Source organism: Rathayibacter sp. AY1D2 (assembly GCF_002932695.1).
Classification (GTDB): Bacteria; Actinomycetota; Actinomycetes; order Actinomycetales; family Microbacteriaceae; genus Rathayibacter.
Genome location: NZ_PSVX01000027.1, coordinates 1 through 25,875, shown reverse-complemented (window position 1 = coordinate 25,875; position 25,875 = coordinate 1). Strand labels below are relative to the sequence as shown.

Below are 25,875 nucleotides of genomic sequence, written 5' to 3'. Positions count from 1 at the left end.
CGCGGTCAGCCGGCGAGCAGCCCCGCCTCGAACGCCGCCGTCAGGCCGGCGTCGATCGCGAGCGGTGCGCCGTCGACCGAGCGGACGGGGATCGCCCGCCGGGTGCTCGACACCAGCCACGCCGCATCGGCACCGGTGAGCGCCGAGACCGGCAGCTCGCGGCGCGACGACGCGAGCCCGCGGCGCTCGCCCAGCGCGAGGACCCGCTCGACCGTCGTGCCGGCGAGCACGCTGCCCGAGAGCGGCGTCGCGAGCACCCCGTCGCCGAGGAGCACCAGGCTCGACGTCGCTCCCTCGAGGAGCAGCCCGTCGCTCGTGCGCCAGACCACGTCGTCCGCGCCCCGGGATGCCGCCTCGCGCAGCGCCGCCCGGGTGACGGCGCCCGAGGTGGTCTTGACGCCCGGGAGCAGCCACGGCGCGAGCGGACCGCTCTCGTACCCGCGGTCCAGCACGACGACGGCCGCGCCCTTCTCCCGGAGCGCGCTCGAGTCGGGAGTCGGAGCCGCGCGCACGGTGCACCGGGCGGAGTCGCCCGAGCCGTGGGCGGCGATGAAGCGGACTGTCAGGTCGTCGACCCGGTCGTGCTCCGCCACGGCGAGGTCGACCGCTCGGGACCAGAGCGGCGCCTCCGGGATCGTCAGCCCGACGGCCCGGGCCGATCCGGCCAGCCGCTCGAGGTGCTCAGTGAGCGCGCGGGGACGTCCGTCGAGGACCGCGACGGTCTCGAAGACGCCGTCGCCGCGGAGGTAGCCCGCCTCGTCGACGCGGACGAGCGGACCCTCCGGGTCGCGGAGGACGACGGCGCCGGAGGTGATCTCGACCAGGACGGGGGTGCTCATCCGCCCATCCTGCCCCCGGCGGAGCCTCAGCGGGGGAGGAGGCCGCTCGCCACGTCGGACGGCTCGACGATCTCGCGCCACGGCTCCGGCCGGAGTCCTGCCGAGCCGAGCACGTCGGCCCCGGCGAGGAGGTCCACGTCGAGACCTGTCAGCTCGCCGATCGCGGCGACCGGCAGCTGGAACGTCCTGAAGCCGCCGAGCGGCACCAGGCCCTCGCGCACGCGCTCCACGAGCTCGCTCTGGTCGAGCAGGTACGCGCTCGTCGCGAGCGTCGATCCGTCCGGGCTCCACGCCGCGATCTTCCAGAAGCGGCGGGGGATGCCCGTACCGCGGTAGACCGGGTCGTCGTCCGCGAGCACGGGCCCGGTGAAGACGCTCAGGCGCGTGCGCCAGGTCTGCGCGTACTCGAGCACCAGCGTCTCGAGCCCGAGCCACAGCTCCTGCGACTGGTTGAAGCCGCTCGCCTGGGGCGCGGCGTTCGTGTAGCAGAAGCTGTCGCGGTTGGCCGCGGCGGCCTCGTCCCGGTCGCCCCAGACGGGGTCGCGGCGGCGGACCAGGTGGCCGCGGTCGAGGTCGTTGCGGGCGTACACCTCCGGCCCGGTCTGCTCGGAGGCGGGGATGCGGTCGTCGAGGTGCCAGTCGTCGCCGCGGCCGAGCTCGACCAGGCGCGCGCCGTCGATGTTCACGGCCGTCGAGACGGCCAGGCGCCGCTCCGGATCCAGCAGCACCTCGAAGTGCGTGTACGGCAGGAGCCGCACCGGGCGCTCGACCCTCAGGAGCGGCGCACCCGCGGGGACGCCGAGGAAGTCCGCGTCGAAGCTCACTCCTCGACCTCCGCCGTCGGAGTCGCCGTGGCTGTCGCTGTCGGGGTCGCCGTGGGCGTCGCCGGGGGAGCCTCGGTCGCGGGGACTCCCGTGCCGGTCGGAGCCGGAGCCGGTGCCTGGGTGGCGGGAGCCGGGACCTGCGAGCCGTTGCTGATCAGCAGGGCGATGTCGGAGTAGCGCGCGACGGTCGTGCCCGCGGCCGGGTCGGTGCCCGCCACCACGCCGGCCGGGAGCGACGAGTCGATGGTCGCCCCCTCCTCGACGTCGAAGCCGAGGTCCTCCAGCGCCTCCGTGGCGTCGTCGACCGAGCGGCCGGAGACGGTCGGCACGGCGATCTGGCGGCCGTTCAGCAGGGCGCTGCTGGGCTCCTCGAAGTCGTCTCCGCCGTACTTCTGGTCGGCGCGGGTCATCACCGAGTTCCAGATGTAGTGGCGGATGTTGGAGGCGTACGGGCGGCTCTCGAGCTCCGAGTTCGGGAAGCGGACCTCGCGCATCGAGGTGTGGCCGTCGATGTTGCCCACCCAGACCACGGTCGCGACGCGCGAGCTCGCCCCGTCCATCCAGGTCGACTCCGCGTTGTCGGTGGTGCCCGTCTTGCCGATGTGCTCGATGCCGTCGTCCGGGTCGGACTGGGCGGCCGTGCCGCCGGTGACGACGCGCTGCAGGGCGTAGTTCGCGACCGCCGTCAGCTCGGGGCTGAGGGCCTGGTTGCAGGTGGAGGTCGGCGGCTGGACGGCGGCGCCGGTCGCGTCGGTGATCGAGTCGATGGCGATCGCGGAGCAGGCGGTGCCGTTGTTGGCGAAGCCGGCGAAGGCGGTGACCATCGAGAGGGGGGAGATGAGCGTGTCCGAGCCGAGGACGGCGGACGGCTTGTAGTCGACCTCGCCGCCGTCGGCCGCCTTCACGCCGAAGCCGACCGCGCGGTCGCGGATCGCGCAGAGGTCGAGCTGCTGCGCCATCGAGACGTAGACGGTGTTGATCGACTGCATCGTGCCGGTCAGCACGCTGTAGCTGCCGTTCTCGCTGTCGTCGTTGTTGACCTCGTAGGAGGTGTCGAGCTCGCCGCCCGGCGCGCAACTGGCGGGGAAGCCCGAGAAGGTGCGCTCTCGGCCGTTGATCGTCTCGTTCAGGGTGCGTCCGCTCGCGAGCCACTGCGCGAGCGTGAACACCTTGTAGGTCGATCCGACCTGGAACCCGGCGGAGCCGCCGTAGGCCGTGTCGGTGTTGAAGTTGACGGCGGAGAAGTTCGCGCCGTTCACGGCGCCGGCCGCGTCGTAGTCCTTGTTCTGCACCATCGCCAGGATCCGGCCGGTGCCGACCTCCATCGAGACGGTCGCGCTGCCGATGTTGGTGTCGAGGGTGGGGACCTTGGGGACGGCGTTGTTCGTCGCGTTGGCCGCGGTGTCCTGCAGGTCGCGGTCGAGCGTCGTGTAGATCTTGTAGCCGCCGCGCTGGAAGTTCGCGAGGCGGGTGTCCGCGTCGTCGCCGAACGCCGGGTCGTTCTGGACGACGCGGGTGATGTAGTCGCAGAAGAAGGCCGCGTTGCCGGCGGTCTGGCAGCCGGTGGGCGTCTGCGTGATCGCGGGGACGACCTCCTCGGCGACGGCGGCGTCGTGGTCGGCCTGCGAGATCTTCCCCTCCTGCAGCATCTGGTCGAGGACGTAGTCGCGGCGGACCTTGTTGTCCGGGATGTTCTCGGGCTGGTCGATCCTGAGGCCGTTGGGGTTGTTGACCGTGGCGATCAGGCTCGCGGCCTGCGCCAGGCTCAGGTCGGCCGCGGTGGTCGAGAAGTAGTACTCGGCCGCCGCCTGGATGCCGTAGACCTGACCGCCGAAGCCCGCGATGTTGAGGTAGCCGAGGAGGATGTCGTCCTTGCTGTACTTCTTCTCGAGGTCGACGGCGAGCTTCATCTCCTTGAGCTTCCGACTCGGAGTGGTCGCGGTCGCCTCCTCGTAGGCGGCCTCCGAGGCGGCCTCGTCGGTCGCGCTCAGCGACTCCGCCTTCTGCACGAGGACGTTCTTGACGTACTGCTGGGTGATGGAGGATCCGCCCTGGAGGTCCCCGCCGACGATGTTGCTGAGCACCGCGCGGATCGTGCCCTGCAGGTCGACGCCGCCGTGGTCGTAGAAGCGCGGGTCCTCGGTCGAGACCGCCGCGTCCTTCACGGACTGGCTGACCTGGTCGAAGGCCACCTCCTCGCGGTTCTGCGCGTAGAAGGAGGCGAGCAGCTCGTCCGAGCCGTCGGTGCGCTTGGCGTAGATCTCGGTCTTCTGGGCCAGCTGGCCGAGCTCGAGGTACTCCGGCACCGTCTCGAACAGCCCGATCGGGTTGTTCTCGGCGAGACCGGTGACGGCGAGGGCGGGAGTGACCCCGACCGTGATCAGCAGGCCCCCGGCGAGGCTGGCTCCGACGATCCCGAGGACCCGGGCGAGCACGCCGCCGCGGGCGGTTCCTTGCGCAGACATGGCTACGAGAGTATGCGACGAGTCTGGATCCGTCGTGCGGCCGCGCTCGGGGGCCCGGATGCCCGCCCTCCCGGCCCCGGGAGCGGCGGCCGCCGGTACGGTGAGCGGGTGACCAGAGCCCGAGCATGACCGCCTCCGCCGACCCCGCCGAGACGCGCCGCCGCGCGGTGCTCGTGGTGGCCGTCCTCGCCTCCTTCGTCGCCTTCCTCGACGGCACCGTCGTCAACGTCGCCCTGCCCGCCATCACCCGCGAGCTCGGCGGCGGGCTCGCGGTGCAGCAGTGGGTGGTCGACGGGTACCTGATCACGCTCGGCGCGCTGATCCTCGTGGCCGGCTCGCTCGCCGACCGCATCGGCCGGGCCCGCAGCATGACCATCGGCCTGATCGGCTTCGGTGTCACCTCGCTGCTGTGCGCGCTGGCCCCCACCGCCGAGGTCCTCATCGTGGCGCGGATGCTCCAGGGCGCCGCCGGCGCGATCCTCGTGCCCAGCTCGCTCGCCCTCATCATCGCGACCGTCCACGGCGCCGCGCAGGCCCGGACCATCGGCGCGTGGACGGCCTGGACCGGCACGGCGACGATCGCCGGCCCCGTGCTCGGCGGCCTGCTGGTGGACGCGGGCTCGTGGCGGTACGTCTTCGCGCTCAACCTGCTGCCGATCGCGGTGACGCTGGTCCTGCTGGGCAGGCTCGGCGCGGTCGACTCGGGGACCCGGGTGCCGATCGACGGCGTCGGCGCCGTGCTCGGGGTGATCGGCCTGGGAGGGCCGGTGTTCGCGCTGATCGAGCAGGAGCGGCTCGGGATCCAGCATCCGCTCGTGCTGACCGCCCTGATCGGGGGAGTCGCCGCCCTCGTCGCGTTCGTCGTGTGGGAGCGGCGAGCGGCGCATCCGATGCTGCCGCTGTCGCTCTTCGCGTCGCGGAACTTCACCGTCGGCAACGTCTCGACGGCGTTCGTCTACGGCGCGCTCTCCTTCGGCTTCTTCGCGCTGGGCCTGTTCCTGCAGCAGACCCTGGGCTTCTCGGCGACCCTGGCCGGGCTCGCGACGCTCCCGCCGACGATCCTGCTGCTCCTGCTCTCGCAGGTCTCCGGGTCGCTGTCGGCGCGGTTCGGCCCGCGGCTCTTCATGGGCGTCGGACCGCTGATCGCCGCGGCCGGGTTCCTCCTGCTCTCCTTCGTCGACGAGGGCGCCGACTACGCCACCCAGCTGCTGCCGGGGATCCTCCTCTTCGGCTTCGGCCTCGCGGTGACGGTCGCTCCGCTGACCTCGACGATCCTCGGCGCGGTGGAGGACGGGCACAGCGGAGTCGGCTCCGCCGTGAACAACGCCGTCTCGCGCATCGCGGGGCTGGTCGCCATCGCCGCGACCTCGCTCGTGGTCGGCGACTCGCTCGACGTCGAGGGCTTCTCCCGTGCCGCCGTCGCGACCTCCGCCCTCCTGGTCGCCGGCGGCGTCGTCTCCCTCCTCGGCATCCGCAACCCGGCTCCCGCCGACCGCTGACGACTGCTCGGGGAGCGTCTCCGACCCCCGTCCGGGGTGCGGCGCTCCGTGTTCACGCGGTGTCCGCCGATCCTTCGACGGAACGTGGATGAAATAGTTGTCGCTACATGGAATACTGATCGACGTCGATGCGCTTGCATACATCGGACGGGGACGCTCTCCCCGCGACGACCGTCACACTCGAGGAGAAACCATGACCGACACCGTCACCATCCCCGGCTACAAGGCCGGCACCTGGGTCATCGACCCCACCCACAGCGAGGTCGCGTTCAGCGTCCGCCACCTGATGATCAGCAAGGTCAAGGGCAAGTTCGAGCGCTTCACCGCCACGTTCACCACCGGCGAGAACCCGCTCGACTCCAAGGTCGAGGCCACCGCCGAGGTCGCCTCCGTCAACACCAACGAGCCCAACCGCGACGGCCACCTCCGCACCGGCGACTTCTTCGAGGCCGAGCAGTACCCGGAGATCCACTTCGTCTCGACCGCCGTCCGCCCGAACGGCGACGACTTCCTCGTCGACGGCGAGCTCACCATCAAGGGCACCACCAAGCCCGTCACCTTCGAGGTGGAGTTCGGCGGCTTCGGCACCGACCCCTACGGCAACTACAAGGCCGGCCTCACCGCCAAGGCCACCATCGACCGCACCGACTTCGGTCTGACCTACAACGCGGCCCTCGAGACCGGTGGCGTGCTCATCGGCGAGAAGGTCACCATCACCCTCGACCTGCAGGCCGCCCACCAGGCGTAGTCCGAGCCGATCGACCGGAGCCGTCCCTCCCCCCGGGGAGCGGACGGCTCCGTCGTTCCCGGAGCCGGTCCGGGATCAGAGGATGCCGAGCTCCGTCAGCTGCTCGGAGATGCCCGCGCCGTCGGGCGCGAAGACCCAGGTCGTGCCGCTGGTCAGGGAGCGGTCCTCGGCCTTGGAGCGGCCTCCCGCGAGCACCGCCTCGCCTGTGGAGAGCTGGCGGATCGCGATCGCCGCGACCTTGTCGGGGTGCTCGTCCGCGAAGTCGGAGTAGATCTCCTCGTCGTGCTGCCCGTCGTCGCCGACCAGCAGCCAGCGCACGTCCGGGAACTCGGCCGCGAGTCGGCGGAGGTTCATCTCCTTGTGCTGCTTGCCGCTGCGGAACCAGCGGTCGTGCGTCGGGCCCCAGTCGGTCAGGAGGAGCGCTCCGGCCGGGTACAGGTGCCGCGACAGGAAGCGGGTGAGCGCCGGGGCGACGTTCCACGCGCCGGTGGAGAGGTAGATGACCGGGGAGCCCTCGTACTGCCGGGCGAAGCGGTCGAGGAAGACCGCCATGCCGGGCGTGGGCATCCGGGCGTGCTCGTCGAGCACGAAGGTGTTCCAGGCGGCGACGAAGGGGCGGGGGAGCGCGGTGACCATCACCGTGTCGTCCACGTCCGACACGACGCCCAGCCGCGACTCCGGACGCACGATGAAGACGGGCGCCTCGACGGGCTTCGAGCCCGCGGTCGAGAAGGTGATGGTGTGCCAGCCGGGCTCGAGCGTGATCGGGAGGTCCGCGTCGACGACTCCGCCGCGGTCGGCCGTCACCCGGTGGGTCTGCCCGTCGGCCTCGACGGTCACGACGGCCCCGCTCACGAAGACGCTGGTGAAGCTCCGCCAGCCGCGCACGCCCTCGACGGGGCGGACCTCCTCGACCCCGGGAGGGGTCGGCCGCGTGTAGAGGACGCGGGCCAGGACGCGCAGCTGCGTCGTCGAGCCGTAGCCGGTGTAGGGGATGACCCTCGGGACGTAGCCCTTGCGCTTCACGCGCCTCATCCGGAAGGAGTGGAGTCGGTCCTCGAGGCGGGCGGCGCGGTGCATGACCTCCGCCTTGCCTGCGCTCAGGGGCTTGCTCTCGGGCGTCAGCGGCATCCGCCCAGTCTGTCAGACCGGATGCCGGACCGCGGATCGCGCTCTCACGCGATCGTCAGGCTCCGGTGGGCTCGATCAGCTCGGGGCCGTTCGCCGAGACGGAGCCCACGGCCGCGCCGACGCCGTGCACCTCGAGCTCCTCGGCCAGCTCGGCCGCGCCCTCGGCGGCCGCGCGCAGCAGCTCGCCGTCCCCGGGGGACGCCGGGTCCAGCCAGTCCTCGATCAGCTCCGGCTGCAGCAGCACGGGCATCCGCTCGTGCACCTCGGCGAGCGGCCCGGCGGAGGGGCGGGTGAGGACCGTCGCCGAGAGCAGCCACGGAGAGCCCGGCTGGGCCGAGCGCCACCACTCGTAGAGACCGGCGAACAGGAGGAGCGAGCCCTCGCCCGGCGAGACGTAGACGGGTGCCTTCGCCCCGTCCGCGCCGACCCGCCACTCGTACCAGCCCGAGGCGGGCACGATCGCGCGCCGGGAGGCGTAGGACTCGCGGAACGACGGCTTCTCGGCGACGGACTCGATCCGCGCGTTGAACAGCGGCGGCCCCGCGGACGGGTCGGCGGCGGAGCGGGGCACCAGGCCCCAGCGGGCTCCGGCGAGCCGGCGCCGCGGCGGGCTGCCCTCCTCGACCCCCTTCATCGACTCCGCGACGACGGCGATCCGCTGGGTCGGCGCGATGTTCCAGGACGGCTCCGGAAGGTCGGCGCCCGGCCCGTCGATGTCGAAGAGCGCCACCAGGTCGGCGGTGGTCTGCGAGAGGACGAAGCGTCCGCACATGGTTTCTCCCGGGTGTATCGGACCCGCGGAGCCGTCGCCCTTCCGGGGGCGCGAAACACGAGGGACTTTCGATGAGACGACCCCGACCGGCGGTCGCCGTGCGTACGATTGTAGGAACCACGACCGAAGGAGCCCGCCGTGCCTCTTGGAAACCTCGTCGATCGACCGTTCGGTGAATCGTCCCAGGTCCGCAACGAGCCGGTGCAGGTGCGCAGCGCCGCCCGTCTCGCCTCGCTGCTCGACGCGGCGGCCGCCGTCGTCGACGAGGTCGGCTTCGACCGCCTGACCACGGCGATGGTCGCCGAGCGCGCGGGAGCCGCGATCGGCACGGTCTACCGCTACTTCCCGGACCGCATCGCCGTCCTCCAGGCGCTGCGCGAGCGGGCCCTCGAGCGCTTCCGCCGCCGCGTCATCACCGAGATCCGCGACACCCACCCGGGCAACTGGTGGGGCGCGGTCGACTGCGCGATCGACGCCTTCTGCGAGATGCACCGCAACGAGCCGGGCTTCCGCTCCATCCGCTTCGTCGACACGATCCACGCCCCCGAGGTCGCGGGCGAGGCGTTCGAGGCCGGCTTCTTCGCCCGCCGCTTCGCCGAGATCCTCGCGTCCGAGTACGGCCTCCCGGGCGGCGCGCAGCTGTCCTTCCGCCTCGAGGTGACCATCGAGGTCGCGGACGCGCTGCTCACGCGCGCGTTCCTCATCGACCCCAACGGCGACCAGCGCTTCATCGACGAGAGCCGCTCACTGCTGCGCCACTACATGACCTCGCACTACGGAGCGGTCGAGGAGTCCTGACGCGCCCGGGCTGTCAAGGCCCTAGTCGCTCTCGGAACATCCCGCAACACTTCGCGGTCCGGGTTGGCAGGCGGCTGCTATTGGTGTTTTCCTTGCCGCCTGGCCCCGTTCGGGGCCGCGGGCCGTGCAACGGCCGGACGCGCGGAGCGAGAGCGGGCACAGTCGTGGACCAGGGACAGATCGGCGCGCACACCGCCGGACGGCGGGCGGCCTCGTGATCGAGTTCCGCAACGTCAGCAAGCAGTACCCGGACGGCACGCGGGCGGTCGACGACTTCTCGCTCGTGCTGCCCTCCCGGCAGACGACGGTCTTCGTCGGCTCCTCCGGCTGCGGGAAGACCACGATCCTCCGCATGATCAACCGGATGATCGAGCCGACCTCCGGCACCATCGAGATCGACGGCGAGGACATCTCGTCCCTGCCCGCCGTCGCGCTCCGCCGCCGCATCGGCTACGTGATGCAGAACTCCGGCCTCCTGCCGCACCGCAAGGTCATCGACAACATCGCGACCGTGCCGAGGCTGAACGGGGTCGCCAAGAAGCAGGCGCACGCCCGCGCGCTCGAGCTGATGGACACGGTCGGACTGGACCGTGCGCTCGCCGCCCGGTACCCCAGCCAGCTCTCAGGCGGCCAGCAGCAGCGCGTCGGTGTGGCGCGCGGCCTGGCGGTCGACCCGAACATCCTGCTGATGGACGAGCCGTTCGGCGCGGTCGACCCTCTCGTGCGCGCCGACCTGCAGCGCGAGACCCTGCGGCTCCAGGACGAGCTCGACAAGACCGTGGTCTTCGTCACCCACGACATCGACGAGGCGTTCCTCCTCGGCGACCAGGTCGTCATCCTCGAGAAGGGCGGCCGGATCGCGCAGAAGGGCTCGCCCGCCGAGATCCTGGCGAACCCCGCGAGCGAGTTCGTCGCCGGCTTCGTCGGTGCCGACCGCGGCAAGCGCTCGCTCCGGATCGAGGAGCGCGACGGCGCCCGCATCGTGGTCGACGGCGACGGGCGCCCGACCGGAGTGCTGCGCGCGCAGGACGGCCCCGCCGCGTGAACTGGGTCGTCAACAACACGGACGCGATCGTCGCGAACCTGCTGGCGCACCTGGCCCTGTCGGTCCCGCCGATCCTGCTCAGCTTCCTCGTCTCGCTGCCGTTCGGCTGGTTCGCGAACCGCTACCGCTGGAGCCGCGGCACCCTGCTGACAGGGCTCGGCGTGCTCTACGCCATCCCCTCGCTGGCCATGTTCATCCTGCTGCCGGTCCTGCTGGGCATCCCGCTCCGCTCGACCGCCAACGTGATCACGGGCCTCACCCTCTACGGCGTCGCGCTGATGGTCCGCACCACCTCGGACGCACTGGGCGCGGTGTCGGACGACGTCCGCCAGTCGGCGACCGCGATGGGCTACTCCGGCTGGGCGCGCTTCTGGCGGGTCGAGTTCCCGCTGGCCGGTCCGGTCCTGCTCTCGGGCCTGCGCGTGGTCACGGTCAGCACGGTCAGCCTGGTGACGGTCGGCGCGGTGCTCGGGATCCAGAGCCTCGGCCTGCTCTTCACCGACGGCTTCCAGCGCGGCATCACCGGTGAGATCGTCACGGGCATCGTCCTGACGATCGTCCTCGCGCTGGTGCTCGACGGACTGCTGGTGCTGATCGGCCGTCTCCTCATGCCCTGGACGGCTCTGGACCGCACGCGCCGCTCGCGCAGACCGGTCGCGGTCGAGAGGGCGGTGACGTCGTGAACCTCATCGCCGAGGCCTTCGCCTGGATCGCCGACCCCGCGCACTGGACCGGGGTCTACGCGATCCCGACCCGTGTCGCCCAGCACGTCGGCATCAGCCTGCTGGTGCTCGTGATCGCGGCCGCGATCGCGATCCCGATCGGCTACCTGATCGGGCACACCGGGCGCGGCAAGGGCATCGCCGTGCCGGTCGCAGGCGGCCTGCGCGCCCTGCCGACACTGGGCGTGCTCGTCCTCGCGGCGATGAGCCTGGGGCTCGGCCTCGGCGCTCCGGTGATCGCCCTCGTCGTGCTCGCGATCCCGTCGGTGCTCGCCGGCGCGTACTCCGGGCTCGAGGCGGTCGACCGCCGCACGGTCGACGCGGCGCGCTCGATGGGCATGACCGAGTGGCAGATCCTGACGAAGGTCGAGATCCCGCTGGGGCTGCCGCTGCTGATCGGCGGGCTCCGCTCGGCGGCGCTGCAGATCATCGCGACCGCCACGCTCGCCGACTACATCGGCGCCGGCGGCCTCGGGCAGTACATCTTCCGCGGAGTGAAGTCGGGGGACTACCCGCAGATGCTCGCCGGCTCGATCCTGGTGATCGTGCTGACGCTCCTCAGCGAGGTCCTGTTCGCCCTCCTCCAGCGGCTCGCCGTGCCGCGCGGAGTCGTGCTCGGCCTGGCCGGCACCGCCGGCCGCACAGGTTCCCGCGCTTCGTCGCCCCGACGACGCGCGGTGATGGGAATCCCCATCGAAGAAGGGAAATAGCAATGTTCACAGCACATTTCACGAAGGGCCGTGTCGCGCTCAGCGCACTCGCGGTCGGTGCCGTCGTGGCACTGGCAGGGTGTTCCTCGAGCGATCCGCTCGATGAGGGATCGGGTGCGACTGCGGGCAGCGAGACCATCGTGGTCGGCTCGCAGGACTACTACTCGAACGAGATCCTCGCCGAGATCTACGCGCAGGCGCTGGAGAACGACGGCTTCACCGTCGACCGCCAGCTGCGCATCGGCCAGCGCGAGATCTACCTGCCCGAGATCGAGAGCGGATCCATCGACGTCTTCCCGGAGTACGACGGCAGCCTCCTGCAGGCGCTCGAGCCCGACGCGACGGCCACCACCGCCGACGACGTGTACTCCGCGCTCGGCGACGCGCTGCCCGACGGCCTCCGCGCCCTCGACGCCGCTGAGGCCAGCGACCAGAACTCGTACACCGTCACCCAGGCCTTCGCCGACAAGTGGGACCTGACCGACATCGCGTCGCTCAAGAACGTCACCGACCCGATCGTGGTCGGCGGCAACTCCGAGCTGCAGACGCGCCCCTACGGGCCCGACACCCTGCAGTCGAAGTACGGCATCACGACCACCTTCCAGGCGATCGAGGACAGCGGCGGATCGACCACCGTCGACGCGCTCACCAGCGACCAGATCCAGCTGGCGAACGTCTACACGGCCGACCCGAACATCCAGAAGAACGACCTCGTCGCTCTCGAGGACCCGTACGGACTGTTCGTGGCCGACAACGTCGTGCCGATCGTCTCGAGCAAGATCACGGACGACGCGGCCGAGGTGCTGAACGCGGTCAGCGCGAAGCTCACGGCGGACGACCTCGTCGCCCTCAACTCCGAGAGCGTCAACGAGCAGAAGTCCGCGTCCGCGATCGCGGGCGAGTGGCTGAAGTCGGCGGGTCTCGTCGACTGATCCTCCCCGGATCCACGCCCGGAGGCGCGTCACTCGTCGAGGTGACGCGCCTCCGCTCTGTTCAGGAGCTTCTTCCCGAGGAGCACGAGCAGGGCGAAGACGACGATGACGCCCACGAAGACGTAGCCGGCGCCGTGCAGGCTCTCCGAGAGCTCCCGGTAGCTGCCCGCCGCGGCCGCGCCGACGCCGACGTAGGCGGACGACCAGAGCACGCACGCCGGGATCGTCCAGGCCATGAAGGTCCGATAGCGCATCCCGCTCATCCCCACCGTCAGCGGGATCAGCGAGTGCAGCACCGGCAGGAAGCGCGAGAGGAACACGGCGAACCCGCCGCGCCGCGCGAGGTAGCGCTCGGCCTTCAGCCAGTTCTTCTCGCCGAGCCGGCGTCCCAGGCGCGACGCGCGGATCCGCGGCCCGAACCAGCGGCCGAGGTAGAAGCCGACGGACTCGCCGCAGAGGGCGCCGATGACGACCGTGACGGCCAGCGCCGCGAACTGCAGCGGGCTGGTCACGCCGGTCGCGCTGACGATCACGATCGTGTCGCCGGGGACGACGAGGCCCGCCAGGATCGTGGTCTCGAAGAAGATCGCGAGTCCGGCGAGGAGCGTCCGCCAGACCGGGGGGACGCTGACGACGAAGTCCAGGATCCCGGTGAGGGTGTCGTTCACCGGGCGCCCCCGCCCGCCGGGGACTCGATCGGGGGCTGGGGCCGACGGCGGCTCCGGATGCTCGGCATGGCTCGATCGTAGGGGCGCACGGCTGGGCGGCGGCAGGGCTGCGCCCGGGATGCCGGTGGACGCCGAGCGGTCAGGGGACGGCGACGAGCGCAGAGGCCGCCGGGCCGGTGCCGTTCGCCGTGACCGCCTGCACCGAGAGGGTGTAGCTGCGGCCCGGGACCAGCTTCGTGAAGGTCTGCGAGCGCTTGGTCGCGGCGACCACGGCGCTCCAGGCTCCGGCTCCGCTCGTGTCGGACCCGTCGCGCGACACCCGGTAGCCGGTGACCGCCGAGCCACCGGTCCCCGCGGGGGGCGACCACGCGAGCGTCGCCGTGCCGTCCGAGCCCGCCGTGGCGGTGACCGTGGTCGGCGCGCCGGGGAGCCCGGCGGCGACGAGGGTCGCCGTCAGCGTGGTGCTGCTCCCGGGAGTGACGACGCTGTGCGAGGCGGCGCCGCCGTCCGACCAGGACGAGAACCGGTAGGCCGTGCCCGACGCGTCGGTCTGGTCCGGGACCTCCAGCTGGAGGGCCGAGCCCGCCCACGAGACGACGGTCGTGCCTCCGGCGACCTCGGTGCCGTTGACGACGACCGTCCGGCCGGCGGGAGCGGTGGCCAGGGTGACGGAGACCTTCTGCGGGGAGAACGTCCGCGTCGCCGTCGTCGACACTCCGCTCGAGTCCGTCGCCGTGACGCTGATCAGGAGGTCGCTGTCCGCGGCGGCGGCGAGGTCCTCCGGGCCGGGGGCGACGAAGGAGAGGTCGTTCCCCGTCAGCGGCCCGAGGAAGGGATGCGTGTGCTGAGCGTGGCGGCGCTGGACGGTCCAGGTGAGCGCCGAGGCGGGCAGGACGCCGTCCTCGGCGTCGGTCGCCGTGGCGCGGAGGCCGTAGCTCCGGCCCGTCACGAACACCCCTCCGTCGGCGGGTGCGGTGATGCTCACCGTCGGGGCACTGTCGCCCGAGGTGATCCTCGTCGTCGCGGGTGCGGAGACGGCTCCCTTCGGATCGCGGACGCGGAGGGACGCGGTCCAGCTGCCGGCGGCGTAGCTGTGGGTGAAGGTCGGGCCGGTCGTGATGCGGTCGGGGGTGCCGTCGCCGAACGACCACAGGTAGGTCAGGGCACCGCCCTCCGGGTCGCTGCTGCCCGAGCCGTTCAGCCGCGCGGCGAGAGGAGCCGCGCCGGAGGAGGGGGCGGCGGTGAGGGTCGCGGTCGGGGCGCGGTTCGCCGCGGCGGTGTAGGCGAGGCGCCGGACCTCGCCGCCGTTCGCGTAGCTGGTGTAGAAGAGGTCCTGGGTCCCGCGCGAGGGACCGAAGGCCATGGCGACGGCGCTGCTGCCGCCGAGGCCGGTCACGAGGTCGCCGGCCGCGCCGGTGCGGCCGAGGGTCCGGATCTTCCCGCACACGTAGTCGCCGAAGAGGTACGCGCCGTCGTAGGCGGCCGGCCAGACGCCGCGGGGGACGTAGGCGCCGCCCGTGATCGAGGCGCAGCCGCTGCTGTGCGCGTAGTCGTGGACCGGGTCGGTGAGACCGGCGGGCGCCGCGGCTCCGCAGTTCGAGGCCGAGCCGGTCTTCGCGCAGTGGCCCTCACGGGTGTTCCAGCCGTAGTCGGCGCCGGCGACGCCCTGGTCGATCTCCTCCCAGGCGTCCTGGCCCACGTCGTTGATGCGGAAGACGGTGCCGGTCGCGTTCGGGTCGAAGGCCATCCGGAACGGATTGCGCAGGCCGCTCGCGAAGGTCTCGCGGCAGCGCACGCCCGCGGCGGCCGGGGCGAGCCGGCAGGAGGCGGTCCCGGTGCCCAGGTAGGGGTTGCCGGCCGGGACGCCGCCGGTGAGGGTGATCCGGAGGATCTTGCCGTTCAGGATGTTCGGGTCGCGGGCGGCGTCGTTCCGGCCGCCGCAGCCGCTGCCGCCCGGCGAGCCGACTCCGCCGCGGTAGTCGCAGCCGCCGTCGCCGACGCTGACGTAGAGCAGGCCGTCCTTGCCGATGGCGAGGTCGCCGCCGTTGTGGTTGCTCGCGGGGGAGTAGATGCCGTCGAGGAGGACGCGCTCGGAGGCCGGGTCGATGCGGTCGTCGGTGCCGAGCTGGAACGAGGAGACGCGGTTGCGCGGGGCTCCCGCGGGGTTCACCGTGCCGCCGGCGTTGGTCGGGCAGGAGGAGTCGGAGCCCTTCGCGGTGTAGTAGACGACGACGGTGCGCGAGCCCGGTGCCGGGTCGACCGCGAGGCCGAGCACGCCGCGCTCGCCGTTGGCGCAGACCTTCGAGCGCAGGTCGAGGGCCGGGGTGGCGACCAGGCCGCCGGCGCGGATCACCCGGATCGCGCCGGTCTGCGAGGAGACGAGGGTGCGCCCGTCGGTCGTGAAGGCGAGGGCGGTCGGCGCGGGGACGGCCGCCACCCGCGAGTCGGTGAAGCCGGCGGGCACGACGGGAGCGGCGGACGCCGGACCCGCGGGCCCGGCGACGAGCGCGGCGGCCGTGATCGCCAGGACGGTGAGCAGGGCGAGACCACGGGGGCGGATCCTCGAGCGGGGCATCGGTGACTCCGAGACGGTCGGCGCTGCTGAGCGAGCGGCGGTCTGCGGCGGTGCAGAGGGCGCTGTCGGCGATGACGCGGGGCCAGGATAGGCGCGCGCGACGGAGGGGCCGTGTCCCCCTTCAGGGTCAACACTGGGGGCTCCGGACCCTGTGTCCCCGGGCCGCTCACGTCGCGCGGGGCTGCTGTGCGGCGGCCCGCCGGCTCACTCCAGAGCGGGCAGGACCACCGCGCGGACCGCCTCCGAGAACCGGGCGTAGCCGGCCTCGTCGAAGTGCAGGCCGTCGTCGACGAAGAGGGAGGGGTCGACAGAGCCGTCGGAGGTGACGAGCGCGTCGGCGGTGGGGACGAAGGTGACGCGGTCGTCCGTCTCGGCGTAGGCGCTGACCGCGGTGTTGGCGGCGCGGACCTCGGCGCCGACGGAGGCGCGGGCGGGCGTCTCCGCGATCTCGACGTAGAACAGCTCGGCGTCGGGGGCGACCTCCTCCACGCGCTGGAGGTACTCGACGACGGCGCCGGCGGTCTGGGCGCCGGTGCGCGAGCCCTCCTCGCCGCTGATGTCGTTCGCTCCCACGTACACGATCACGGCGCGGGGATCGAAGGGGGCGACCATGCGGTCCAGCCACGCGAGGTGATCGGCGACGGTCGTGCCGCCGATCCCGATGTTGTAGGTCTCGAGCGGGCGCAGGTCCTCCTTGGAGGTCGTCCAGCGGCCGATCGTGGAGCTGCCCGTGAGGACGATGCTGTGCTGCGGGAACCCGGCGGCGAAGCGCTTCTCGAGACCGGCGACGCGCTCGGCCATGTCGACGGAGGAGGTCGGGCCGGGGTCGGGGGAGCTCGCGGCCGGAGCGCCCGCGCCTCCGCTCCGCGAGGCGAGCGAGAGGGCGATGCCCGCGCCGGCGAGGACCAGCGCGAGCACCAGCAGCGCGACCAGGAGGCGGAGGCGGATGCGGCGGGGGCCGGGGGCGGAGCCGGAGGGCGTCGCTCGAGTCATGGCTCGATCCTCGGGCATCGGCGGGGGCGCGTCGTCCACGAGGAGGCCGTCCGAGGACCCGCGCACCCGGTGGCCGTCTCTCCGTCACCGGATCGCCGTGATCGGATCCGCGCAGAACATCACAGAGGATGCACAGCCGTGCAACACTTGCACATCGCCATCGTCATCGTCGCCGCCGGCCGACTTCCGATGGACGATCACGACGAGGACTCATGGCACGCGCACGCATCACCTGGGTGGACACGGCGAAGGGCATCGCGATCATCCTGGTCGCCCTGGCCCACTCCGTACAGTGGACCACGACGGCCGGGATCGCCCCCGACTCGTGGAACGAGATCAACCTCCTCCTCATCACCTTCCGGATGCCGCTGTTCTTCCTCGCCTCGGGGCTGTTCGCCGGCTCCGTGCTCACCCGGTCGTGGCCGGAGCTCTGGCGTTCGCGGCTGAGCCTGCTGGTCTGGGCCTTCCTGCTCTGGTCCGTGGTGCGGTTCCTCTTCTTCCTGGTGGTGCCCAACCCGGGCGGCACCGACGAGTCCGACCCGCTCGCGCTGCTCCTCCAGCCGGTGATGCCGCACAACGGGCTCTGGTTCCTCTACGCGCTCACGATCTTCTTCGTGGCCGCCAAGCTCGCGCAAGGCCGGATCGACTGGCGGGTGCAGATCGGCATCGCGACCGCGATCGCCGTGGTCTGGTACGCCGTCCGCTCCAGCACCTCCGAGGGCACCGGGAACATCGCCTGGGACGGCATGGCCCGCTACCTGATGTTCTTCCTGCTCGGCCTCTACCTGCGGAACGCGGTGATCGCGTTCGTGGAGCGCCGCGGGATCCTCAGCGGAGTCGGCTTCGGCGTGCTGTTCCTCGTGCTCGCCGGCGTGATCCTCGCCGTCCGCGCCCGCTTCCCGCTGCTGACGATCGGGCTGGTCCTGGTGAGCGTGCTGGCGGTCCTCGCCGGGCTCGTGGTCGCCCGCTTCCTCTCGAACCGGCGCGGCGCGGGCTGGATCACCTTCATCGGCCGCAACACGCTCCCGGTGTACGTGGTGCACGTCCTCTTCGTCTCGCTCGCCACGAGTGCCCTGCTGCTCTTCGACGGAGAGCGCTGGCTCGACGTCATCGGACCGGTCGCGCCGCTCCTGGTCTGCGGGATCGGCGTCGCGGCGGCGCTGGGTTACTGGCGCCTCACCCGCGACCTGCCCGTGCTGAAGTACGGCTTCCAGGCGCCCGCCTGGTTCTCCGGCTCCCGCTCGCGCGTCGACGCCGGCTGACCGCGGGGCGCCCGCCGACGGCACATCGGCATCGGCTCCGGGAGTCTCTTCACCGGGCGAGTCCGTCGATGGCGTCGCGCAGTGAACGGATTCCCAGAGCCGATCTCGCGGATGTGCGCCTGGGAATCCGCTGAAGGCCCGTGAGAGGAAGTCTCAGCGCTCCGTCGCCCGCCTGATCGCTCGGCGTCGAGAGGTCGCCGGCGGCGGGTCCGACGGAGGCGAGCCCCGCTCGGCAGTCGCCGCGCGGGGGACTCCCTCGACGTCGAGAGGGACTGTCTCGACGTCGAGCGACCGGTCGGCTGGAGCGCTCGGAGGGGCGTCCGGGGCCACCCCGGAAAGGGTGCCGCCAGGAGCTCGCGGAAGGCCGCACATCCGCCCCAGTACTGGGATCGGAGGCCGTCGGACCCCTTCCGCCGACCTACTCTCGGAGCTGTGAACGAACTCCTGGACCCGCTCCTGCTGTCGAGATGGCAGTTCGGTCTGACGACGATCTACCACTTCCTGTTCGTGCCGCTCACGATCGGCATGGCGCTCACCGTCGCGATCTTCCAGACCTGCTGGGTGCGCACCGGGAAGGTGCACTACCTGCAGCTGACGAAGTTCTTCGGGAAGCTCTTCCTGATCAACTTCGCGATGGGCGTCGTGACCGGGATCGTCCAGGAGTTCCAGTTCGGGATGAACTGGAGCGACTACTCTCGCTTCGTCGGCGACGTCTTCGGGGCCCCGCTGGCGTTCGAGGGCCTGCTCGCCTTCTTCCTCGAGGCGACCTTCATCGGCCTCTGGATCTTCGGCTGGGACAAGCTGCCCGAGAAGCTGCACCTGGCCACCATCTGGCTGACCACGCTCGGCACCACGCTCTCGGCCTACTTCATCATCGCCGCGAACGCGTTCATGCAGAACCCGGTCGGCTTCCGCATCAACGAGACCAAGGGCCGCGCGGAGCTCACCGACATCTGGGCGCTCCTCACCAACAAGGTCGCTCTCGCCGCGTTCCCGCACACGATCTTCGCCTGCTTCATGGTCTCGGCCGCCGTCATCATCAGCGTCGCGGCCTACCACCTCTCCCGGAACCAGCACCTCGAGACCATGCGCCCCGCGCTGAGGTTCGGCGCCTGGATGATGCTCGTCAGCGGCGGCCTGACCCTGTTCACCGGCGACTCGCTGGGCCTCGCGATGGTCGACACGCAGCCGATGAAGATGGCGGCCGCGGAGGCGCTCTACAGGACCTCCACAGGCGTCGACGCCTCCTTCTCCGTCTTCACCTGGGGCACGCCGGACGGCTCGAGCGAGCTGTTCTCGATCCGCATCCCCTACCTGCTCTCCTTCCTCTCGACGCACACCTTCACCGGCACGGTCGAGGGCATCAACGACCTCCAGGCCCAGTACACCCAGGTCTACGGACCCGGCGACTACACGCCGATCATCTGGGTCACCTACTGGTCGTTCCGCTGGATGATGGCGCTCGGCGTCCTGGCCATCGGCGTGGCCGCGGCCGGCCTCTGGTTCACCCGGAAGGGCCGCGAGCCGAAGCAGTGGATGTGGAAGGTCGCGATCTGGGCCGCCCCGCTGCCGCTGATGGCGATGATCGTGGGCTGGGTCTTCACCGAGATGGGCCGCCAGCCGTGGCTCGTGTTCGGACTGCTGAAGACCGCCGACGGAGTCTCGCCCGGAGTGAGCGGCCTCGAGGTCCTGATCTCGCTGCTCGCCTTCACCGCGATCTACGGCACGCTCGCCGTGGTCGAGTTCCGCCTGATCAAGCGGGCCGCGCAGGCCGGCCCCGACGACGCTCCCGATGTCGACGAGGAAAGCGGTCGCCCGCAGCTCGTCGGCACCGTCTACTAGGAGGCACCCCTCATGGATCTCGCCGTTCTCTGGTTCTGGATCGTCGCGTTCTTCTTCATCGGCTACTTCGTCCTCGACGGGTTCGACTTCGGCGTCGGCATGTCGCTCCCGTTCCTCGGGCGCGACGACACCGACCGCCGCGTGCTGATCAACACGATCGGCCCGGTGTGGGACCTCAACGAGACGTGGGTGATCGTCGCCGGCGCCGCCCTGTTCGCCGCGTTCCCGGAGTGGTACGCCACGCTCTTCAGCGGGTTCTACCTGCCGCTTCTGCTCATCCTGCTCGCGCTGATCGCCCGCGGCGTCTCGTTCGAGTACCGTCACCAGCGTCCGGAGGCGCAGTGGAAGCGGCGCTTCGACACGATGATCGTCGTCGGCTCCGCGGTGCCCGCCTTCCTCTGGGGCGTGGCCTTCGCGAACATCGTGCAGGGCGTCCCGATGGACGCCGACCACAACTTCACCGGCACCGTCCTGGACCTGCTGAACCCCTACGCCCTGCTGGGCGGAGCGACGACCCTCCTGCTCTTCTTCACGCACGGAGTCGTCTTCGTCGCCCTGAAGACGGAGGGGGAGATCCGCGAGCGTGCGCGCCGCCTGGCGACCCGTGCGGGGCTGCTCACCGTGGTCGTCGCCGCGGTCTTCCTGGCCTGGACCAACCTCGGCCAGGGGAGCACCGCCTCCTGGGCGCTCTCGGCGGGCGCGGCCGCGACCCTCGTCGGCGGCTGGCTCGCGATCACGCGGGGCCGGGAGGGACGCGCCTTCGCGCTGCTGGCCGGCACCATCGCGCTCGCCGTGCTCGCCCTCTTCGCGACGCTGTTCCCCGCGGTGATGCCGGCCTCGAACGTCCCCGCCTACGGGCTGACGATCGAGAACGCCTCCAGCACGCCCTATACGCTGACGGTCATGAGTTGGACCGCCCTGGTGTTCGTGCCGCTCATCGTCGGCTACCAGGCCTGGACCTACTGGATCTTCCGCAAGCGCATCAGCCGCGCGCACATCCCGGTCGACGCCCACTGACGTGAAGCCCCTCGATCCGCGCCTGCTCCGCTACGCCCGGGCGGCCCGCGTGTTCCTCCTGCTCGGCGGGGTGCTCGCGCTGGCGAGGACCCTGGCGATCGTCGCCTTCGCGTGGCTCGTGGCGCAGCTGGTGGCCGGTGCGGTCGACGGGAGGAGCGCCGACGATCTCGCGCCGCTGCTGGCCGCCCTGCTCGCGGTCGTCGCGGCGCGGGCGGCTCTCGCCTGGGCGACCGAGGTGAACGCTGTGCGCGGAGGAGCAGGAGCGAAGGCGCAGCTGCGGCAGGCGGTCCTCGCCGCACTGGTCGAGCTCGGCCCGGCGGGCCGCTCCGAAGGGGGCTCGGGCGGGGTCGTCGCGCTGCTGGGCGGCGGACTGGACTCCCTCGACGGCTACTTCGCCCGCTACCTCCCGCAGCTGATCGCCACCGCGGTGGCGACGCCGCTCCTGACACTCGTGGTCTTCCTCGCCGATCCGCTCAGCGCGGTGTTCCTGGTGGTGACCCTGCCGCTCATCCCGGTGTTCATGGTGCTGATCGGCTGGGCGACCCAGGCCGTGCAGGCGCGGCAGTGGGAGCGGCTGCAGGCGCTCGCGTCCGGCTTCGTCGACACCGTCGGCGGACTCGCGACGCTCAAGATCTTCGGGCGGGCCGAGCGGCAGGCGACGCGGATCCGCGCGCTGACCGAGGACTACCGCGTGCACACGATGAAGGTGCTGCGGGTGACCTTCGTCAGCGGCTTCGTGCTGGAGCTCGCCGGCTCGCTCTCGGTCGCACTGGTCGCCGTCTCGGTCGGGCTGCGGCTCGTCGACGGCTCGCTGGGGCTGGCCGTCGGGCTGTTCGTCCTGGTACTGGCGCCGGACGTGTTCCTGCCGGTGCGCCAGGTCGGTGCCGAGTTCCATGCGGCGGCCGACGGGGTGCAGGCGGCGGACCGCGCCTTCGCCGTCCTCGAGCGCGCGGCGGCGCTGCCCGCTCGCGGGACGGCTCCGGCGGCGACGGGGGCGCTCGAGCTGCGGGGTCTCGCGGTCGACGACGGACGCGGGCGGGCGCTCGCTCCTGTCGACGCGGTGTTCCCCGTCGGGTCGATCACCGTGGTGACCGGGCCCAGCGGGTCCGGGAAGTCGACGCTGCTCGCCGCGCTCGCGGGCTTCGTGCCCTTCTCGGGCACGCTGCTGCTCGGCGGGTCGCCGGTCGCGGATCTGCGGTCGACGCTCGCCTGGGCGGGCCAGCGGCCCGACCTGCTCCCGGGGAGCGTCGCCTCCGCCGTCGGGCTCGGAGCACTCTCGCCGGACCCCGAGCGCGTGCGGCGGGCCCTGGCGATCGCCGCGGTCGACGTGGACCCCGAGCGCCGGCTCGACGCCGAGGGGACGGGCCTCTCGGGCGGGCAGAGCGCCCGCGTCGCCGTCGCCCGCGCCGTGCACCGCCTGCTCGAGCGCGGGAGCGCGGTGCTGGCCCTGGACGAGCCGACCGCCGCCCTCGACGACGAGTCCGAGCGGGCGCTGCTCGCCGGACTCAGGTCGCTGGCGGAGAGCGGGACGATCGTCGTCGTCGCCAGCCACCGGCCCGCGACCGTCGCGGCGGCCGACGCCGTGATCGCCCTGGCGCCGGCGGAGGCGGTCGCGAGGTGAACCGCTCCGACGTCCTCCGCGCCGCGATGCCCGGGCCGCGCCGCTTCCTGCCGGGTCTGTCCTTCGGGCTGCTCTCCTCCTCCGCCGTCGTGGCGCTGCTGGCCTGCTCCGCCTGGCTGATCGTCCGCGCGGCCGAGCAGCCGCCGATCCTGTTCCTCTCCATGGCCGTCGTGGGCGTGCGGGCCTTCGCGCTGGCGCGGGCCTTCTTCCGCTACCTCGAGCGGCTGACCGGCCACGACGCCGCCTTCCGCGCGCTCGCGGAGCTCCGGGCGGGCGTCTACGAGCGCCTGGTGCCGGTCGCGCCGGACGGGCTGGGCCGCGTGCGCCGTGGCGACCTGGTCTCCCGGGTGGTGGCGGACGTCGACGCCCAGCAGGACGTGCCGCTGCGCGTCGTGCAGCCGCTGGTCGTCGCGGCGCTGGTCGCTGCGGTCTCCGTGGTCGGCGTCTGGCTGCTACTGCCGGCGATGGGCGCCGTGCTGCTGGCGCTGCTGGTCCTCGCCTTCGCCGGTGGGGCCCTGGGCGCCGGCCGGCTCTCCGCGCAGGCGGACCGCGAGCTGGCGCCGCTGCGCGGGGAGCTCGCCGAGCGCCTCAACCTGCTGGTCACCCGCCTCGACGTGCTCATCGCCTTCGATGCCGCGGGTGACGCTCTGGCGGACGTGGCACGCGCGGAGGAGTCGCTCGCCCGGGCGGCGCGTCGACGGGGGGCCTCCGCCGGACTGGCCGCGGCCGTCCTCGCCCTCTGCTCGGGTGGTGCGGTCTGGGCGGGCCTCGCGCTCGGGATCCCGGTGATCGGCGACCTCGGCGGTCCGGCGCTGGGAGTCGTCGCGCTCGTGCCGCTCGCGGTGTTCGAGGTCGCCGCCGCCGCGCCGCTCGCCGTGCAGGCGGCACGCACCGCGCTCTCGAGCGCTCAGCGCCTGGCTGATCTGGACGCCGAGGCGGCGTCGCCGGCGCTCGCGACCGACGCGGACGTGGACCCGGACGCCCCGGCTCCCCGGGGCGCCGGCATCGTCCTGCGCGACCTGTCGGTGAGCTGGCCCGGCGCGCACACGCCCGCGCTGCGCGGCGTCTCGCTCGACCTGCCGGAGGGCGCCCGCGTGCTCGTCACCGGCGGCAGTGGGTCCGGGAAGACGACGCTCGCGCACGCTCTGGTGCGCTTCCTCGACCACTCCGGCAGCTACCTCCTGGGCGGGGTCGAGGCGCGCACGCTGCCCCAGGCGGAGGTGCGGAAGCGGGTCGGGCTCGTGGAGCAGCAGCCGTACCTCTTCGACGACACGATCCGGCAGAACCTCCTCTTCGCGCGGCCCGAGGCCGACGCCGCCGTGCTCGAGGCGGTGCTGGAGCGGGTCGGGCTCGGGCCCTGGGTCGCTGCACGCGGCGGGCTCGACGCGCGGGTGGGGGAGCGGGGCTCGCTCGTCTCGGGCGGCCAGGCTCAGCGGATCGCCCTCGCACGTGCACTTCTTGCCGATTTCCGCGTCCTGGTGCTGGACGAGCCGACGGCGTCGGTGGACGCTCCCGTGGCCGACGCCCTGCTCGGGGATCTGCTCCGCGCCGCCGAGGGGCGGACGGTGGTCCTGATCGCGCACCGGGTCGATCCGGGCCTGGAGTTCGACACGCGGATCCGGGTGGCGGACGGCACGGCGGCTCAGGAGTACCGGGCCGCCTGAGCAGGCGTCCGGCTCCGCGGGGCGGTCGGTCCGAGCGGCCGTTCAGCCGTGCTCCGTCGGGACCGAGGCCCGCGCCAGGGAGGCCGCGCGCGCCAGGCGCCCGCCCTCCGCCTCCCAGCGGTCGAGGACCGCGTCCGCCCGGGTCCGCGCCGCACCACGCAGCCCTGCCAGGAGCGGAGCGACGACGTCGCGGGCCAGCGGGTCGCTCAGCTCGTCCACGCGGGAGTCGCGGACGAAGCCCTCGAGCCGGGTGAGGTCGGAGCCGCGCAGCCACTCGGCTCGGGACTGCAGCAGCACGACGGCCGCCAGCCGCGGCTCGAACACCGCCGGCTCCCACAGCTCGGAGGAGAGGGCTGTCACGTCGTCGTGCTCGAGCGAGCGGAACTTCCTCAGCGCGTCGCGGACGGTGCCGCGGACCGCCCCGACCGAGGCGCCCGTCGAGTCGAGCCCTGCTCCCAGGCGCTCGCGCACGTCCTGCGCGCGCCAGACGTCGCCCTCGTACTCCAGGGCCGAGCGGATGAAGTCGCCGGGGTCGCTCACCCCTCCATCATGCGTCGCGCGTCAGCCCCGGCTGGCCCAGACGGCCCGTCCGATGCCGTCGTACTCGACGAGGCGGCCGTCGTCCTGCAGCACGAGGCGGTAGGGCGCGACGACGCCGGTCTGGCCGATACCGAAGGAGATCCTCGGGAACCGCAGCCAGAGGATCCGGGAGTCGGCCACGTCGAGCCGGCCCTCGGAGCTCATCGAGAAGGCGGCACCGGAGGCGGAGGAGGTGTTCGTCGCCCAGTCCGCGCCGTTCGGCCCGTAGACGACGAAGTTGCCGTCGCGCTGCATCTCGGCCCGCCACTGCCCGCTCGCCGAGGTCAGCCGCGTGCCCGCGACGACGAGGCCGCTCGGGGAGAGCGAGTCGCGCACGACGAGCGCGGCACTGCTCCAGAGGACGCCGGAGTCGTCCGCGATCCGGAGATCGCCCTCGCGGAGGACCATCGTGGCGCCCGGCTCGCCGGACGTGTCCGAGGCCCACAGGGGCGCGCCGTCCGCGGTGTAGACCACGGCGTTCCCGTCGTCCTGCATCCGGAGGACGTTGCCCCGGCCGCGGGTGCCGCTCGCCCAGAGAGCCCCGCCCTGCCCGTAGATGACGAGGTTACCGTCCGCCTGCATCACCGCCGTGGTGCCTCCCTGGGTGGCGAGCCGGTTCCCCGCGTAGAGGGTGCTGCCGCGGCGGAGGGTGTCGGTGCGCGGCTCGTCGATCCGGCCGCCGATGCTGCTGGCCCAGGCCGCCGAGCCGCTGCGGCGGTAGATCACGATATTGCCGTCGTCCTGCATCCGCAGCTCGCCGCCCGGGTCGGCCACCGTGCCGCTCGCCCAGACCGGGCGCCCGTCCGCGGCGTACACGACGAGGTTGCCGTCGTCCTGCATCCGCAGGCTGTCGCCGCGCCCCTGCGTGCCCGAGGCCCAGGTGGGACGGCCGCCGGCGGCGTAGACCACGGCGTTGCCGTCGGTCTGCATCACGAGGGAGGAGGCGCCGTCGGGGGACACCAGGCGCTCGCCGCGCGCGAGCTGCTCGCCGGCACGGAGGACCGCGGCGGAGGCGACGGCGGAGGACGCCGAGGGCGGGGCCTCGACCGCGGCGGCGGGCAGCGAGCTCAGCAGGAGCGCGCCCGTGGCGGCGAGCGCCGCGAGGGAGGCGGTCAGGGAGCGGCCGGAGGGGAGGTGCGTCATCGCAGGAGTCCTGTCGGGGAGGGCGG

At 72.5% G+C, this 25,875-nt stretch carries 21 protein-coding genes and 1 pseudogene; 12 read left to right on the top strand and 10 right to left on the bottom strand.

The window, feature by feature from the left end; translation table 11 throughout:
• Nucleotides 1–5: 5 nt before the first annotated feature.
• The 3 genes from C5D04_RS08710 to C5D04_RS08700 are packed head-to-tail and all read right to left on the bottom strand — an operon-like array spanning nt 6 to nt 4,128.
• A complete protein-coding gene (locus C5D04_RS08710) occupies nt 6–839 on the bottom strand; it encodes an aminotransferase class IV (protein WP_104291480.1) in 834 nt (277 codons plus the stop codon).
• A 26-nt stretch (nt 840–865) separates the two neighbouring features.
• Nucleotides 866–1,663 carry a DNA/RNA non-specific endonuclease gene (locus C5D04_RS08705; RefSeq protein ID WP_104246547.1) on the bottom strand — a complete coding sequence of 266 codons (798 nt, stop codon included), beginning with the start codon at nt 1,661–1,663 and terminating at the stop codon, nt 866–868.
• Nucleotides 1,660–4,128 (bottom strand): transglycosylase domain-containing protein, encoded by a 2,469-nt coding sequence (locus C5D04_RS08700; RefSeq protein WP_104291479.1) that lies wholly within the window; start codon nt 4,126–4,128, stop codon nt 1,660–1,662. The genes C5D04_RS08705 and C5D04_RS08700 overlap by 4 nt, the downstream gene beginning before the upstream one ends.
• Before the next feature lie 125 nt (nt 4,129–4,253).
• Here C5D04_RS08700 and C5D04_RS08695 point away from each other — a divergent pair, with 125 nt between their 5' ends.
• A complete protein-coding gene (locus tag C5D04_RS08695) occupies nt 4,254–5,627 on the top strand; it encodes a DHA2 family efflux MFS transporter permease subunit (RefSeq protein ID WP_104325299.1) in 1,374 nt (457 codons plus the stop codon).
• Between the two features lie 193 nt (nt 5,628–5,820).
• A complete protein-coding gene (locus C5D04_RS08690; RefSeq protein WP_104237910.1) occupies nt 5,821–6,375 on the top strand; it encodes a YceI family protein in 555 nt (184 codons plus the stop codon).
• 75 nt (nt 6,376–6,450) lie between these two features.
• Here the strand turns inward: C5D04_RS08690 and C5D04_RS08685 are convergent, their stop codons facing one another.
• Together C5D04_RS08685 and C5D04_RS08680 are read right to left on the bottom strand one after the other, a co-directional pair.
• Nucleotides 6,451–7,506 (bottom strand): App1 family protein, encoded by a 1,056-nt coding sequence (locus C5D04_RS08685; protein WP_244230626.1) that lies wholly within the window; start codon nt 7,504–7,506, stop codon nt 6,451–6,453.
• 55 nt (nt 7,507–7,561) lie between these two features.
• Nucleotides 7,562–8,278, bottom strand: coding sequence for an SOS response-associated peptidase (locus C5D04_RS08680; protein WP_104291477.1), 717 nt, complete (start codon nt 8,276–8,278; stop codon nt 7,562–7,564).
• A gap of 138 nt (nt 8,279–8,416) precedes the next feature.
• Between C5D04_RS08680 and C5D04_RS08675 the strand changes: the two genes are divergently transcribed.
• The 5 genes from C5D04_RS08675 to C5D04_RS08655 all read left to right on the top strand — a co-directional run bounded on the left by C5D04_RS08675 (nt 8,417) and on the right by C5D04_RS08655 (nt 12,485).
• Nucleotides 8,417–9,076, top strand: coding sequence for a TetR/AcrR family transcriptional regulator (locus C5D04_RS08675; protein ID WP_104223107.1), 660 nt, complete (start codon nt 8,417–8,419; stop codon nt 9,074–9,076).
• A gap of 214 nt (nt 9,077–9,290) precedes the next feature.
• The gene (locus C5D04_RS08670; protein WP_104225631.1) at nt 9,291–10,121 is read left to right on the top strand and encodes an ABC transporter ATP-binding protein; all 831 of its coding nucleotides are present in this window, start codon (nt 9,291–9,293) and stop codon (nt 10,119–10,121) included.
• Nucleotides 10,118–10,804 (top strand): ABC transporter permease, encoded by a 687-nt coding sequence (locus C5D04_RS08665; RefSeq protein WP_104223109.1) that lies wholly within the window; start codon nt 10,118–10,120, stop codon nt 10,802–10,804. The genes C5D04_RS08670 and C5D04_RS08665 overlap by 4 nt, the downstream gene beginning before the upstream one ends.
• Nucleotides 10,801–11,553: an ABC transporter permease gene (locus C5D04_RS08660; RefSeq protein WP_104225632.1), complete on the top strand. Its 753-nt coding sequence runs from the start codon at nt 10,801–10,803 to the stop codon at nt 11,551–11,553. The genes C5D04_RS08665 and C5D04_RS08660 overlap by 4 nt, the downstream gene beginning before the upstream one ends.
• Before the next feature lie 2 nt (nt 11,554–11,555).
• Nucleotides 11,556–12,485: an ABC transporter substrate-binding protein gene (locus C5D04_RS08655; RefSeq protein ID WP_104347587.1), complete on the top strand. Its 930-nt coding sequence runs from the start codon at nt 11,556–11,558 to the stop codon at nt 12,483–12,485.
• A 29-nt stretch (nt 12,486–12,514) separates the two neighbouring features.
• On the opposite strand, the gene C5D04_RS08650 is transcribed toward C5D04_RS08655, so the two are convergent.
• The 3 genes from C5D04_RS08650 to C5D04_RS08640 form a co-directional block, all read right to left on the bottom strand.
• Nucleotides 12,515–13,153 carry a DedA family protein gene (locus C5D04_RS08650; RefSeq protein WP_104223112.1) on the bottom strand — a complete coding sequence of 213 codons (639 nt, stop codon included), beginning with the start codon at nt 13,151–13,153 and terminating at the stop codon, nt 12,515–12,517.
• Between the two features lie 139 nt (nt 13,154–13,292).
• Nucleotides 13,293–15,728, bottom strand: a complete 2,436-nt coding sequence (locus C5D04_RS08645) for a PQQ-dependent sugar dehydrogenase (protein ID WP_181068283.1) — start codon at nt 15,726–15,728, stop codon at nt 13,293–13,295.
• A gap of 204 nt (nt 15,729–15,932) precedes the next feature.
• Complete coding sequence (locus tag C5D04_RS08640) at nt 15,933–16,721, bottom strand: GDSL-type esterase/lipase family protein (protein ID WP_146083679.1); 789 nt, start codon at nt 16,719–16,721, stop codon at nt 15,933–15,935.
• Nucleotides 16,722–16,933: 212 nt separating this feature from the next.
• On the opposite strand from C5D04_RS08640, the gene C5D04_RS08635 reads away from it, so the two are divergent.
• From C5D04_RS08635 to cydC, 5 genes are all read left to right on the top strand, one after another.
• Nucleotides 16,934–17,983 (top strand): acyltransferase family protein, encoded by a 1,050-nt coding sequence (locus tag C5D04_RS08635; protein ID WP_181068282.1) that lies wholly within the window; start codon nt 16,934–16,936, stop codon nt 17,981–17,983.
• Nucleotides 17,984–18,415: 432 nt separating this feature from the next.
• Entirely contained in the window at nt 18,416–19,825 is a 1,410-nt protein-coding gene (locus C5D04_RS08630) for a cytochrome ubiquinol oxidase subunit I (protein ID WP_104291475.1), read from the top strand.
• Between the two features lie 12 nt (nt 19,826–19,837).
• Nucleotides 19,838–20,842, top strand: a complete 1,005-nt coding sequence (gene cydB, locus C5D04_RS08625) for a cytochrome d ubiquinol oxidase subunit II (RefSeq protein ID WP_104263596.1) — start codon at nt 19,838–19,840, stop codon at nt 20,840–20,842.
• Between the two features lies 1 nt (nt 20,843).
• A complete protein-coding gene (gene cydD / locus C5D04_RS08620; RefSeq protein ID WP_104325296.1) occupies nt 20,844–22,463 on the top strand; it encodes a thiol reductant ABC exporter subunit CydD in 1,620 nt (539 codons plus the stop codon).
• Complete coding sequence (gene cydC, locus C5D04_RS08615) at nt 22,460–24,127, top strand: thiol reductant ABC exporter subunit CydC (protein ID WP_104325295.1); 1,668 nt, start codon at nt 22,460–22,462, stop codon at nt 24,125–24,127. Before cydD ends, cydC begins: the two co-directional genes overlap by 4 nt.
• 42 nt (nt 24,128–24,169) lie before the next feature.
• On the opposite strand, the gene C5D04_RS08610 is transcribed toward cydC, so the two are convergent.
• Both C5D04_RS08610 and C5D04_RS08605 read right to left on the bottom strand, forming a co-directional pair.
• Nucleotides 24,170–24,667 (bottom strand): DNA alkylation repair protein, encoded by a 498-nt coding sequence (locus C5D04_RS08610; protein ID WP_104325294.1) that lies wholly within the window; start codon nt 24,665–24,667, stop codon nt 24,170–24,172.
• A 21-nt stretch (nt 24,668–24,688) separates the two neighbouring features.
• A pseudogene (locus C5D04_RS08605) lies at nt 24,689–25,875 on the bottom strand (hypothetical protein); the annotation flags it as partial.

What these genes read in the sequence shown, in the direction of transcription:
- C5D04_RS08710 (WP_104291480.1), bottom strand. Translation starts at nt 839, where the DNA reads ATGAGCACCCCCGTCCTGGTCGAGATCACCTCCGGCGCCGTCGTCCTC.
- C5D04_RS08700 (WP_104291479.1), bottom strand. Translation starts at nt 4,128, where the DNA reads ATGTCTGCGCAAGGAACCGCCCGCGGCGGCGTGCTCGCCCGGGTCCTC.
- C5D04_RS08695 (WP_104325299.1), top strand. Translation starts at nt 4,254, where the DNA reads ATGACCGCCTCCGCCGACCCCGCCGAGACGCGCCGCCGCGCGGTGCTC.
- C5D04_RS08690 (WP_104237910.1), top strand. Translation starts at nt 5,821, where the DNA reads ATGACCGACACCGTCACCATCCCCGGCTACAAGGCCGGCACCTGGGTC.
- C5D04_RS08685 (WP_244230626.1), bottom strand. Translation starts at nt 7,506, where the DNA reads ATGCCGCTGACGCCCGAGAGCAAGCCCCTGAGCGCAGGCAAGGCGGAG.
- C5D04_RS08680 (WP_104291477.1), bottom strand. Translation starts at nt 8,278, where the DNA reads ATGTGCGGACGCTTCGTCCTCTCGCAGACCACCGCCGACCTGGTGGCG.
- C5D04_RS08655 (WP_104347587.1), top strand. Translation starts at nt 11,556, where the DNA reads ATGTTCACAGCACATTTCACGAAGGGCCGTGTCGCGCTCAGCGCACTC.
- C5D04_RS08645 (WP_181068283.1), bottom strand. Translation starts at nt 15,728, where the DNA reads ATGCCCCGCTCGAGGATCCGCCCCCGTGGTCTCGCCCTGCTCACCGTC.
- C5D04_RS08640 (WP_146083679.1), bottom strand. Translation starts at nt 16,721, where the DNA reads ATGACTCGAGCGACGCCCTCCGGCTCCGCCCCCGGCCCCCGCCGCATC.
- C5D04_RS08635 (WP_181068282.1), top strand. Translation starts at nt 16,934, where the DNA reads ATGGCACGCGCACGCATCACCTGGGTGGACACGGCGAAGGGCATCGCG.
- cydB (WP_104263596.1), top strand. Translation starts at nt 19,838, where the DNA reads ATGGATCTCGCCGTTCTCTGGTTCTGGATCGTCGCGTTCTTCTTCATC.